At 26.7% G+C, this 12,605-nt stretch carries 19 protein-coding genes; 1 reads left to right on the top strand and 18 read right to left on the bottom strand.

Annotated features, from left to right (window positions below; translation table 11 throughout):
- Positions 1-6: 6 nt before the first annotated feature.
- From SOR60_RS00485 to SOR60_RS00430, 12 genes are all read right to left on the bottom strand, one after another.
- Positions 7-414: an RrF2 family transcriptional regulator gene (locus SOR60_RS00485; RefSeq protein ID WP_154538758.1), complete on the bottom strand. Its 408-nt coding sequence runs from the start codon at positions 412-414 to the stop codon at positions 7-9.
- Between the two features lie 8 nt (positions 415-422).
- Positions 423-1,070, bottom strand: a complete 648-nt coding sequence (locus SOR60_RS00480; protein ID WP_154538757.1) for a helix-hairpin-helix domain-containing protein — start codon at positions 1,068-1,070, stop codon at positions 423-425.
- A gap of 18 nt (positions 1,071-1,088) precedes the next feature.
- Positions 1,089-1,400 (bottom strand): ribosome silencing factor, encoded by a 312-nt coding sequence (gene rsfS / locus SOR60_RS00475; protein WP_154538756.1) that lies wholly within the window; start codon positions 1,398-1,400, stop codon positions 1,089-1,091.
- Positions 1,393-1,953 (bottom strand): bis(5'-nucleosyl)-tetraphosphatase (symmetrical) YqeK, encoded by a 561-nt coding sequence (gene yqeK, locus SOR60_RS00470; protein ID WP_154538755.1) that lies wholly within the window; start codon positions 1,951-1,953, stop codon positions 1,393-1,395. Before yqeK ends, rsfS begins: the two co-directional genes overlap by 8 nt.
- Complete coding sequence (nadD, locus tag SOR60_RS00465; protein ID WP_154538754.1) at positions 1,946-2,539, bottom strand: nicotinate (nicotinamide) nucleotide adenylyltransferase; 594 nt, start codon at positions 2,537-2,539, stop codon at positions 1,946-1,948. Before nadD ends, yqeK begins: the two co-directional genes overlap by 8 nt.
- Positions 2,539-2,826, bottom strand: coding sequence for a ribosome assembly RNA-binding protein YhbY (gene yhbY, locus SOR60_RS00460; protein WP_154538753.1), 288 nt, complete (start codon positions 2,824-2,826; stop codon positions 2,539-2,541). The genes nadD and yhbY overlap by 1 nt, the downstream gene beginning before the upstream one ends.
- A gap of 9 nt (positions 2,827-2,835) precedes the next feature.
- A complete protein-coding gene (gene obgE, locus SOR60_RS00455) occupies positions 2,836-4,119 on the bottom strand; it encodes a GTPase ObgE (protein WP_320594936.1) in 1,284 nt (427 codons plus the stop codon).
- A gap of 54 nt (positions 4,120-4,173) precedes the next feature.
- Entirely contained in the window at positions 4,174-4,467 is a 294-nt protein-coding gene (gene rpmA / locus SOR60_RS00450) for a 50S ribosomal protein L27 (protein WP_154538751.1), read from the bottom strand.
- Position 4,468: 1 nt separating this feature from the next.
- Positions 4,469-4,780, bottom strand: a complete 312-nt coding sequence (locus SOR60_RS00445) for a ribosomal-processing cysteine protease Prp (protein ID WP_154538750.1) — start codon at positions 4,778-4,780, stop codon at positions 4,469-4,471.
- On the bottom strand, positions 4,780-5,091 hold the full coding sequence (rplU, locus tag SOR60_RS00440) for a 50S ribosomal protein L21 (RefSeq protein WP_176269330.1): 312 nt from the start codon (positions 5,089-5,091) through the stop codon (positions 4,780-4,782). The genes SOR60_RS00445 and rplU overlap by 1 nt, the downstream gene beginning before the upstream one ends.
- A gap of 99 nt (positions 5,092-5,190) precedes the next feature.
- Positions 5,191-6,357, bottom strand: a complete 1,167-nt coding sequence (gene thiI, locus SOR60_RS00435) for a tRNA uracil 4-sulfurtransferase ThiI (protein WP_154538748.1) — start codon at positions 6,355-6,357, stop codon at positions 5,191-5,193.
- A complete protein-coding gene (locus tag SOR60_RS00430; RefSeq protein WP_154538747.1) occupies positions 6,357-7,475 on the bottom strand; it encodes a cysteine desulfurase family protein in 1,119 nt (372 codons plus the stop codon). Before SOR60_RS00430 ends, thiI begins: the two co-directional genes overlap by 1 nt.
- A 72-nt stretch (positions 7,476-7,547) precedes the next feature.
- Between SOR60_RS00430 and SOR60_RS00425 the strand changes: the two genes are divergently transcribed.
- Complete coding sequence (locus SOR60_RS00425; protein ID WP_154538746.1) at positions 7,548-8,465, top strand: ribonuclease H-like domain-containing protein; 918 nt, start codon at positions 7,548-7,550, stop codon at positions 8,463-8,465.
- Here the strand turns inward: SOR60_RS00425 and SOR60_RS00420 are convergent.
- The 6 genes from SOR60_RS00420 to SOR60_RS00395 are packed head-to-tail and all read right to left on the bottom strand — an operon-like array spanning position 8,460 to position 12,605.
- The gene (locus SOR60_RS00420) at positions 8,460-9,143 is read right to left on the bottom strand and encodes a uracil-DNA glycosylase (RefSeq protein WP_154538965.1); all 684 of its coding nucleotides are present in this window, start codon (positions 9,141-9,143) and stop codon (positions 8,460-8,462) included. The genes SOR60_RS00425 and SOR60_RS00420 overlap by 6 nt on opposite strands.
- Entirely contained in the window at positions 9,121-9,588 is a 468-nt protein-coding gene (gene lspA, locus SOR60_RS00415) for a signal peptidase II (RefSeq protein WP_154538745.1), read from the bottom strand. The genes SOR60_RS00420 and lspA overlap by 23 nt, the downstream gene beginning before the upstream one ends.
- Positions 9,585-10,352 (bottom strand): YlmH/Sll1252 family protein, encoded by a 768-nt coding sequence (locus tag SOR60_RS00410; protein ID WP_154538744.1) that lies wholly within the window; start codon positions 10,350-10,352, stop codon positions 9,585-9,587. Before SOR60_RS00410 ends, lspA begins: the two co-directional genes overlap by 4 nt.
- A 30-nt stretch (positions 10,353-10,382) precedes the next feature.
- A complete protein-coding gene (locus SOR60_RS00405; protein WP_154538743.1) occupies positions 10,383-10,952 on the bottom strand; it encodes a cell division protein SepF in 570 nt (189 codons plus the stop codon).
- Positions 10,945-11,616, bottom strand: a complete 672-nt coding sequence (locus SOR60_RS00400; protein WP_320594935.1) for a YggS family pyridoxal phosphate-dependent enzyme — start codon at positions 11,614-11,616, stop codon at positions 10,945-10,947. The genes SOR60_RS00405 and SOR60_RS00400 overlap by 8 nt, the downstream gene beginning before the upstream one ends.
- A gap of 8 nt (positions 11,617-11,624) precedes the next feature.
- Positions 11,625-12,605 carry an NAD(P)H-dependent glycerol-3-phosphate dehydrogenase gene (locus tag SOR60_RS00395; protein ID WP_154538741.1) on the bottom strand — a complete coding sequence of 327 codons (981 nt, stop codon included), beginning with the start codon at positions 12,603-12,605 and terminating at the stop codon, positions 11,625-11,627.

The raw sequence follows: 12,605 nt of genomic DNA, 5'->3' as shown, positions 1-12,605 counted from the left end.
TCCTAATTAATCAAATTTTTCATTCACCATATCTTGTATGGTTATTGAGTTAACAGCATTATTAATTGCTTTATCTATTTTTGTAAATACGTAATAGGCTTCACATTCTTCATTATCGCAATTTGTCCTATTAGCAACACACTGACTTGAAGTCATCTCACCTTCTAAAACTCTTAATACATCTCCAACAGTTATTTCACTAGAGTTTCTTGATAATTTGTATCCACCTCTAGCTCCTCTTGCTGAAACTACTATATTATTATTTTTTAAAATTCTTATTAATTGTTCTAAATAATTATCAGGTAATTTTAAGGCATTTGAAATATCAGAAACTGAAATATAACCTTTATCCTCGTTCTCTGCCAAGTAATGAACAGCTCTTAACCCATATCTTCCTCTTGTTGATAATTTCATAAACAACCTCAATCTACAACTATCATATCTTTCATTGCTTCAAAATATTTATCACCAATACCAGAAACATTTTTAATATCTTCTATTTTATTAAACTTATTACCTTCTCTATATTCAATTATTGCTAAGGCTCTTTTCTCACCTATATTAGGTAATGTCATTAATGTAGCTTTATCGGCAGTGTTTATATTTACCTTATGCTTATTTTTATTTGCATCAGTTACAAGAACATCAGCCTGATTTATTTGTTCTTGATCACTTTTTTTGTCATTTATATTTGGAATAATGATTCTCATTTGATCTTCTAGCCTTAAGGCTAAGTTAATCCTATTGATATCAGCATCATCAGATAAACCACCTGCATTTTTGACTAAGTTGTCTAACCTATCATTTTTATTTACCGTATATACACCAGGGTTTTTTATCTCACCACTAATATGTACTTTTATTGAAGAGTCATCATTACTTTTGCTATTCGTAGTAAAAGTATCTTTATTATCATTGCTTTTATAATTAGTTAAAGAAGAAATAGAATCCTTATTTCTATTTATGACAAGTTCTTCATTATCTTTTCTATTAACAAAATTATAAGATAAGGTTAATACTATTAAAATAGCTAAGGCAATAATTATCTTATCTTTTTTATCATTATCCATTTTTAACCTCTACATTAATTAAGACTCCCACAGATCTTCAATATTATAAAAGCTTCTTTGAGATGAAGTGAATATATGGACTACTACATCTCCACAATCAATTAATATCCAGTTTCCATCTCTAAGTCCCTCTACTGAAAGTATATCATAGTTTTCCTTTTTTAAATTCTCTTCAATATATTCTAAAAGTGCTTTATTTTGATTTATTGAATTACCAGTAGCTATAATAAAATAATCAGCTATTGATGATTTGTTCTCTAAATCAATTACTTTTATATTACTTGCTTGCTTATTTTCTAACGTTTTAATTATTATATCTAATTTACCCATTTTTCTCCTTTAATAAGTAATTCCTAGCCAAAATTGTTAATGGAAAAATAATTAATCCCCTATCAATTAAAGATTTAATATTACCATCTAGGGTTTTTAATACAGCTTTATCTAAATCTTTGAAGGCTAAATTTCTTATTTCTTCTACTCCTTGATAATTTCTTTTTTCCTCACATGCATCAGCTAAAAAAATGATTTTTTCAAGCTCCGTCATATTAACTCTTCCCGTTGTATGATATTTTATTGCATTTAGAATTTCTTCATCATTAATATTATACTCTTTCTCAGCAATAATTTTTCCTAAAAACGCATGAATAACAGCCTTGTTTTCTAAGATTTCTTTATCAAAATTACAATAATTTTTGTATTTATCTAGGTAATACTTTTCATTATACTTGGCACAGTCATGTAAAATAGCGGCAGTTTCTATTTTATAATTATCTAGTCTTTTGTTTAATTTTAAAGCAAAGTCTCTAACCCTAAGGCAATGATTAAATCTTTTTATACCAATATTATCTATAAGCTTATCTTTATATTCATCTAAATTAAACATATAAATCCTTCTTTTTTATAATAAGTTCCACATCATCTGTTACTAGGTATTTTATACTTTTTTTATTCATTACAAGTTTTCTAATAAGACTTGATGAAATATCAACGACCAAGTTGTCTATTATAAAAATATTATCTCTAAATTTACTATAATGATTGAGTTTATTTTTAATTTTTTTACCATCATCAGAATATCTCTTGAATACTATAATATTATTTTCTAAAATTCTTTTATAGTTTTTCCATGTTTCAATTTCTAAAAAAGAATCTTCACCCATAATAAAAAATATTTCATCTTCATTATAGGCATTAACAAAGTATTCTATGGTTTGAAATGTATAATGAATATTATTATCTTTATAATCATAATCATTAATTTCTATTCTAGGATTATCTTTTATAGCCTCTTTAACCATTTTTACCCTAATTTCAGTAGAACTTTTATGATTTTTAAGTTTATGAGGAGGATTAGAATTAGGTAGAATAAAAATTTTATCCAGTCCCATTAGATTTATACAATTTTCCATAACAATCAAATGGCCTACATGTATAGGATCAAATGTCCCCCCAAATAATCCGATTTTCATTATAAGCTAATTTTATTATTATTTTTACTTTTTCTATAAATAGTAAAAATATTACCTAAATGAGAAACAAATTCACAATTTAGCTTTTCAATAGCTTCATCAATTATTTCATTATTATCATCTAAGTTATTATTTAAAATTTTAATCTTTATTAGTTCTCTTTTTTCCAAAGCTTCATCTATAGCATCAATAACTTCTACGCTTAGTGAATTTTTGCCTATATTAATAATAGGCTTTAAATCATGTGCTAAGCTTTTTAGCTGTGACCTTTGTTTTCCTGTTAGCATAAATTCTCCTTACTCATAATAATCAAATACTATATCACCTATAGCAACAGAGTCTCCTTCTTCTATACCCATTTCCAAAAATTTATCGAAAACACCCATATCTCTAAGTTTTTTTTCAAAATACATTCTACTATCATAATCATCTAAATTAACTCTTTCTAAAAGCTTATCTATCCTATATCCAGTACAAACGTAAATTCCTTCTTCCTTATAGAATTCGAGATTTCCATTTTCCATATTTTTATTATAGTAGTTTTGTAAATAACTTTCATTTATTTCTTCATCTAGAGTATATTTTTCTTCATCAATTTTAGAAAGAACTTTAGTTACTTCATCAATTAGTTCTTTAATTCCTTGAGTGGTTGCTGCTGATATTTTAAATATTTTATACTTATCTTTAAATTCATTTTCAAATTTTTTATAATTTTCATTATAATCAAGATCTGACTTATTTAGAGCCACTATTTGATATTTGTCAGAAAGTTTCTCATCATAAAGTTTCAATTCTTTATTTATTAATTTAAAATCTTCAATTGGATTTCTTCCTTCTAAACCAGATATATCCACTAAATGAATTAGTATTTTACACCTTTGAATGTGTTTTAAAAAGTCATGTCCAAGCCCTTGTCCTTCATTAGCACCTTCTATTAATCCAGGTATATCCGCAACTATAAAGGATCTTTCTTTATCCACTTTTACTACACCTAAATTTGGGTCAAGTGTTGTAAAATGATAATTAGCAATTTTAGGTTTAGCTTTTGTAATTACTGAAATAAGAGTAGATTTCCCAACATTTGGTAGACCTACTAACCCAACATCGGCTAAAATTTTAAGTTCTAAACTTACTTCTATACTTTGTCCTTTTCTTCCTTTTTGGGCAAATCTTGGTGCCTGTCTGGTTGAAGTTTTGTAATGAACATTACCTTTTCCACCTCGACCACCCTTTGCTATTAGAAATTGCTCACCATTTTTCTTTAAATCTCTAATTATTGTATTACTTGATACTTCTCTAATTATTGTTCCAACTGGTACATATAAAACAAGGTCTTCACCTTTTTTTCCGAACCTCTTTTTACCCATACCATTTTCGCCATTTTCTGCCCTATATTTACTTTTATATCTATATTCTTCAAGAGTTGATAGTGAATTGGTTGCCTTTATGTAAATATTAGCCCCATCTCCTCCATCTCCCCCAGCAGGTCCTCCTGTAGGTTCATATTTTTCTCTTCTAAAAGCTACAGCTCCATCCCCACCATTTCCTGCATGAAGTTCTATTTTAGCATAATCTATCATAGCTATTTTTCCTCTTTATAAAAAAAGCTTGCCATATGGCAAGCTAGTTCTCTATTAAGCAATGTCTTGCTTTGGGTATACAGAAACTTGTTTTCTATTTTTACCTTTTCTTTCAAATTTTACAACACCTTCAATAGATGCAAAAAGAGTATCATCTCCACCAATTTTGACATTTTTACCTGGATGGATTTTTGTTCCTCTTTGTCTAACAATTATTGTTCCTGCATTTACAGTTTGACCATCTGCCCTTTTAACACCTAATCTTTTAGCATTGGAATCTCTACCATTTTTTGAAGAAGAAACCCCTTTTTTACTAGAAAATCTTTGCAAATTAATGTTTAAAAACATCCTAAACCTCCTCATAGTTTAATTTAATATATTCGCTATAATTTGTAAGCAGTGTTTTTATACCTATCTCAAAAGTTTGTAAAATAACATTACTTTGACTACTAGCTTTTTTTACAACTACACACATTATATCATTATCATCATGAAATTCTAGATTATAATTATAAAAATCAAGACTATTAATGCATGTATAAGCTAGCGTTGATACTGCTGCACAAACTATATCAAATCCATGCTCATCGAAATTTGCATGACCTTGGATTTTAAATCCAATTTTTTTTTTATTTTTTAATAATAAAGTAACATCAATCATTAGCAAGAAATTTTGTTAATTTCCACTAAAGTATATGGTTGTCTATGACCTTTTTTAGTCTTAGATGCTTTTTTAGGTCTGTATTTAAATACAACAATTTTTTTGTCTTTTGCTTGGTCTTTTACAGTAGCTTCAACCTTAGCATTTTCTAGTATTGGAGTACCAACTTTTAGGTCCCCCTCATTTTCAACTAAAAGAACTTCTTCAAAGTTGACATTTTCTCCTATTTCAGCATTAAGTTTTTCAATTCTAACTAAATCGCCTTCTGATACTTTATATTGCTTTCCACCTGTCTTAATTATAGCGTACATAGTACACCTCCTGTTTACATTCTCGCCAGTCAAGGTGATCAGAACCCATACTGAGCGGTTTACTTATATATATTACCAATATTTGTATTTTTTGTCAAATTAAATGTCAAATATTTCCATATTCTCAATAGCTTCAGACTCTAATTTCTCTATAGATAATTTTTTTTCACTATCTTTTATATAATTTAATTTAGGTTTTGTTATTGGGTTCGATGGCGCAAATATTGAACAGCAATCGTCATAAGGCTCTATGGATTTCTCATAAGATCCCATATGTATAGCTCTATTAATTATTTCTATCTTATCTAAGGCAACAAGAGGCTTAAATATCTGATAATTTGTAGCATCTCCAATTACGCTCATTGATTCTAATGTTTGACTTGCTACCTGCCCTAAGCTTTCTCCCGTAATTATGGCATCATAATTATTTTTTTGACATATTTTTTCCGATATTCTCATCATAAATCTTCTAGATAAAATAGTAGTTTGATTTCTGTTGCAATTTTTATTTATTGCTTTATATATTTCAGCCATGTTTATTGAAAATACTTTCATTTCACCAGTATACTGAGATAGGATTTTTGCAAGGTCTAGTGCCTTATTTAAAGCTCTTTTTGATGTAAATGGATATGAATGGAAATGAATACAATTGATTTTCATTCCTCTTTTAGCCATCATATACCCTGCAACAGGAGAATCTATGCCTCCTGATAAAAGTAGAAGACCATTACCACTAGAGCCTACAGGAAGACCACCATTTCCCTCTATTCTATCTGCATAAATATAAGCATATTTTTTTATATCAATGAAAACTTTAAAATCAGGATTATGAACATTGACACTAAGGTTATTTTTACTAGCATATTTCTTTAATATATAAGCACCAATTATTCTAGATAGTTCTGGAGATTGTATATCAAAAGACTTATCAACTCTGTTAGTTTCTACTTTAAATGTTTTATCTTTTAAATCCATATTATCTAAAATTTCTGATGTGGCTTCTTCTATCTTGTTTATATCCTTATCACATTTTTTTATTTTTGATATATAAATTATTCCAAATACTTTTTTTATTTCTATAATTAAGCTATCAAATTTCTCCTTATCAGCACTTATGTAAAGTTTTGAACTTTCAAGATACATATCATCATAACCTATATCTTTAATATTTCTTTTTATATTATTGATAGCAGATTTAAAAAATTTATTTCGATTCTTACCCTTTAAAAATAATTCACCAAAACTTACTGATAATAAATCATTCATTAAAATACCATCCTTATTTCTTCTACATGTTTCTTTAAACTTCTTACTACTTTATCTAAATCTTCAAAACTTATATCACTTGAAAATGAAAATCTTATAGAACCATCTTTATATTTATCATCTAATCCTATTGCATCAAGTATTCTATTATCCTTACCCTTGGAACATGCAGAGCCACTTGATATATAAATTTTATCTTCTTCTAGCATATGAAGTAAAATTTCAGATTTGATTTTTTCAAAACTAATATTTAATATATATGGGCTTGAATTCTCTATGCTGGAATTAACATGGATATTTTCAATATTATCCATAACTTTATTTCTTAGGTATAAATTAAGTTTTTTTACATAATCTATATCCTCTTTTTCTTTTGACAAACTAAGTGCTTTATAAAATGCATATATAGCAGGTGCATTAAGTGTGCCTGATGAAACAAGTTCTTGTCTTCCACCAAATAAATAAGTTTTAATTTTACCTAATTTTTTCTTATTTATATATAGCCCACCTATTCCTTTAGGGCCATGTATTTTATGAGACGAGAAGCTTAGGGCATCAACACCTAAATTTTTCACATTACAATCAATTTTACCTAAAGCTTGAGTAGCATCTAAGTGAATGAATACATTCTTATTTTTATTTCTTATCACTTCATTTATTTTTTTAACATTTTGAATTGTGCCTATCTCGTTTTGAACATATATAAGAGAAATAAGATTGGTTTTATCATCAACTAAATTTTCCAAATTTTTTATATCAATAAAACCAAAATTATCATTATCTACTAATTTAACTTCCTTAAATTGGGTATTATTAAATGTATCAATTACAGATGCATGTTCAAGTTTTGATGTTATTGCAGTATTTTCAGAAGATTTAAAGGAATTTATAATAATATTGTTAGACTCTGTAGCTCCTTTAGTAAAAAATATTTCATTCTCGTCTGAACCAATATAGTCTGCAATAAATTTTCTACTTTCCTTAACTTTTTCTTCAACTTCCATTCCAAAACTATGTAAAGCAGATGGATTAGCAAAATAATTTCTTTCAAATTCTTTTTCAATATCTATTACTTCATCATACATTCTTGTTGTTGCTGCATTATCTAAATAAATCATATTATCACTCCTTTTAACTAGTTTATTATATAATTACAAGCATATAAAATCAAATATTGGTATAATGATTTTATGCTTAATGTTAGATATAGATATAAAAAGAAGAATATAGATAAAGATGAATTGATTTTAGATATAGAAACTACTGGACTTAATGCCCAATTCGAAAATTTGGTTGTCTTAGGTCTTATATATTTTGATAATAAAAGAAATGATTTTTATATAGATCAATATTTTGCAAAAACAGATAAGGAAGAGATTAAATTATTAAAAATTTATCTTAAAAAAGTAAAAAATAAAAAAGTGATAACTTATAATGGTGATATATTTGATATTCCCTTTCTAAATATAAGGCTTGAATACCATAATTTAAATCCTATATGGCCTAATTGCTTAGATCTATATAAACTAATTAAATCAAAACGTAAATTTCTTTCCTTGGATTCAATGAAGCTTATGGATATGGAAAAAAGAATTGGAATTTTTAGAAATGATCCATCTAGGTATAAGGTTATAAGTAAATTAAATAATGATCTAAAATCAAGGAATAAACCTTGGCCTATTTTAATCCATAATAAGAATGATCTGATCGCTACAGAATCTCTAGCTAATATTGGTGAGATAATAAATAAAAAACTTTCAATTAATATAAATGATTATATTATATATATAGATAATGCTAATATTGACAATAATGTGGCTAAAATCATTTTGAGATCTAATAAAACTTTTCTCAATTCCTATTTTTCATCAAGTAATTATATTTTAAAAACCAATTATAAAAAAATAGAATTAGATTTATTGGTTTTATATGGAAATATTTCAAAAAATGCACAAGGCTTTGTAACTATAAATAATTTTAATATAGAAAATAAAAATAGCTATAAAATAGATAAAAATCTTATTACTATAATGGAAGATGGTGTATATAACATAGCTAATATCTTAAATATAGTTAAATCGCTAATTATAGAGAACCTAGAATTATAATTCTAGGTTCTCTATTTGCCAATCAATTGGTTTTAAATTGTTTTCTTCTAAAAATTTATTTGTTCTTGAAAATGGTTTTGAACCAAAAAATCCTCTGTGTGCTGAAAAAGGTGATGGGTGAGGACTTTTTATTATTAAATGCATTGGATTTGTTAAATATACTTCTTTTGATTGAGCAAATTTACCCCATAAGATAAAAACCAATGGTTCATTTTTTTCATTTAATTTTTTTATTATATTATCAGTTAGTATAGACCATCCCAAATCCTTATGTGAATTAGCAAAACCAGCCCTAACAGTTAATACTGAATTTAATAATAAAACTCCTTGATCAGCCCACTTCTCTAAGTTTCCATGATTTGGTATATAAAGAGAAAGATCATCTGCTAACTCTTTATATATATTTAAAAGAGATGGTGGTATAGCTATACCTTTCCTAACAGAAAAAGAAAAACCATGAGCTTGACCTTTTCCATGATATGGGTCTTGACCTATTATAACAACTTTGCTATCCTCATATGATACCTTTTTTAAGGCATTAAATATATCATACATATTGGGATAAATGGTATAATTTTTGTATTCTTTTATAAGATTTTTTCTCAAATTTAAATAGTAATCCTTAGTCCATTCATCTTTCAATATTTCATCCCAATCATTTCCTAATACTACTGACATTTTTTTCACCATCCATTTCTCCAAAAATAATAAATACAATTAAAAGAAATGATCCCATTGTAACTAAAATATCAGCGATGTTAAATATTGGAAAATTAATAAATGAAAATTCAATAAAATCTACTACATATGAGTGTATCAATCTATCATAAAAATTTCCTATAGCTCCTGATATTATAAGTGATAAGGCAATATTTAATAATTTTGGATTTGTTTTTACATTTTTAATAAAATAATAAAGTAGATAAGTAACTACAACTAAGGTAAGAATTATAAAAAACATCCTCTTGTTTTGTAAAATACCAAAGGCAGCACCCTTATTTTCTAAATATATTAAATTTATAAGCTTAGTATAGACAGGATTTTCTATAAAAATATTTTTAGCATATACTTTAGTAATTCTGTCTAATAAAATTCCTAGTATTATAATTATTGTGTAAATCATTTGTACTTCCTATACTTTATTCGATAATTTCCCTTTTTACTTAATCCTTTAATTTCATCAAAGATAAATCTTCCATAAGACCTAATAGATATAAGACTACCCTCTTGAACTTCCTTTGATGGATTATCTATAGTTTGATAATCAATTTTAACTAACCTTCTGCTAATTATATTCTTAGCTTTAGCTCTTGAAAGATTAATTAGTTCGGAGATTATATTATCAAGTCTAAGCGAAGAAACAAATCCCATAAATTCATTATATTCAATATCTAAGTTTTGCATAGTATTATCTTCTTTAAATTTAAGATTTATACTTTCATCTTTTATTTTACTAAGATTAAATTTAACAAAATTTTTCTCTTTATTTAAAATTACAAATTCACAAATACCATATTCTATGAATATATCTCCTATATCATTTCTTTCAAGACCTAAATTCATAAGTGATCCTAAAACATCTGGATGTCTTATATCTTTGTGAGTAAATTCTAAGACACTGAAATAGTCCTTACTATTAAGATTTGAAGAGTAAGGATTTGCTATAAATATCTTTCTTTCACTTTTTATATTAGGAGAAAGAAATACTATATCAATACTATTTAATCGTGCTATATCTTTAATAATCTTAATTTCAAATGGATTCAAAAAAAAGCTAGAAACTTCTTTGTGTGTATAGAAAGATTTTTCTAAAACTGATATAGCTTTTTTTAAATTAGATTTAATATACTTATCTTCAACAAAATCTATATTATATTTTAATTTCATAATAAAAATTAAAGACCGACTTTAGCCGATCTATAATTGATTATAATTTCCTGTAGAAATTTGATCTTCAACATAATTATCTATATCAATCCCCTTAGGACATATTACAAATATACCTTTTGATACTTTTTCTACTTTACCATCTAGTGCATATACAGCCCCAGATACAAAGTCTAATATTTGTCTTTTTTTATCAACTTCTAGCATTTCTAAGTTAAGTACTACTACTTTTTTATCTAGTATATCATCAACTATTTTAGGACCATCTTCATCATAAGAAATTGGTTCTTGAATTGAAATTCTAAACCTAGAAGATGAACTTTGACTAAAGTTTTTATTAGAATCGTTCATACTAAGTATGTTATCTCCTCCCCTAGTTTTTCTTTGTTGATTATTTGAAGAGTAATTATTTGAATAAGAAGAATATACACTACTAGTATCACTTAGATTAGTACTTGTCTTATAGTCATATGTAGAACTAGGTGTATAAGTATTATCTATATTTTCTTCTTTTTTTTCTTCTTCTCTCATTTCATTATCATCTTCATAGTCATCGTATTCTTCATTAATACCTATAAAATCCTTAAATTTTTCAAACATTATTGTACATCCTTTTACCAAAAATTTTTGACCCTATTCTTACGATATTTGAACCTTCTTCAAGGGCTATCTTATAATCGTTAGTCATTCCCATTGAAAGATATATCATATCAATATTATTATAACTTAAATTGGATAATTTATCGAATATTTTTTTAAGCTGTCTAAAACAGCTTCTAATTAGCTCTTTATTTTCTGTATCTGGAGCAATTGTCATTAAACCTTTTATATGAATAAAATCTAAATTTTTAGCCTCATTTATAAAGTTTTCAATTTCTTCTATATAAATACCAAACTTTGTCGCTTCTCTTGAAACATTTACTTGTATAAGGCAATCTTGGACTATGCCAAGATTTTTTGCTCTAGAATTAACCTTATCTAAAATTTTTAGTGAATCTATTGAGTGAATTAATTTAACCTTACCTACGATTTTATTTACTTTATTTGATTGTAGGTGACCGATTAAATGCCAATTTATATCCTTATTTAAAAGCTCTATTTTTCCAATAAGCTCTTGGACTTTATTTTCACCAAAATCTCTTAGACCACAGTCATAAGCTTCTTTGATTTTCTCTATGCCATGAGTTTTACTAACTGCTAAAAGCATAGCATCGTAATTTTTCAAATCATTTTCTATTGATTTTATATTATCCTTAATTGTCATAATACCACCTAATATTCACTTTTTTTATCCCTATTCATCAGATTTTTTACTGATATGCTAGGATCTTGACCTTCGTACAAAACTCTATAAATCTCAGTAGTTATTGGTAGATCCAAACCTTCCTTGTTTGATAGTTCATAAAGTGCCCTGGTAGTAGGTATTCCTTCTACAACCGTCTTTACTTCATTCATCGCTTCATCTAAGCTATAGCCTTTTCCGACTAAAATTCCACACCTATTATTTCTTGAATGATTACTTGTAGCAGTTACAATTAAATCACCAATACCACATAATCCATTAATAGTCTTACTAGAAGCTCCATGACTTATAGCGAATTTATTCATCTCAAAAATTCCTCTAGTCATTATAGCAGCCTTTGTATTATCGCCAAATTTTAATCCTGTTGCCATACCTATTCCAAAGGCTAAAACATTCTTAATAGCTCCACCAATTTCTACTCCTATCACATCATCCGAAGTATATACTCTTAAATAATCACAGGTAAATAAATCTTGTACATTTAAAGCGATTTTTTGATTTTTTGATGCACAAACCAAAGCTGTTGGCATTTTATCAATAACCTCTTCTGCATGAGATGGTCCACTTAATACCGCATACTGACACTTGCTATTTAATTCTTCAATAATTTCAGAAATTCTCTTATATGTTTTAATCTCTATCCCTTTAGAAAGATTTATTAATATTTTATTGCTTAGCTTTTCTTTAACCCCTTCTAAAACCTCTCTGATTGCTTGAGTTGGAATAGCATTAATTAAAATTTTATTTCTAAAAAGATCTTCAATATTATCAGTTGCCCTAATATTTTTGTTTAATAGTTTATTAGGAAAATATTTTTTATTAATATGCTTATTGTTTATATTGTTAACATCTTTTTCATTTCTAGCATACATTAAAACTTTGTTATTTTCAGCTAAAACACAAGCTATGGCACTAGCCCATGATCCTGCTCCTATTATTGAAATTTCCAT

Source organism: Anaerococcus porci (assembly GCF_034090325.1).
Classification (GTDB): domain Bacteria; phylum Bacillota; class Clostridia; order Tissierellales; family Peptoniphilaceae; genus Anaerococcus; species Anaerococcus porci.
This window is presented reverse-complemented; position numbering and strand designations above follow the sequence as displayed.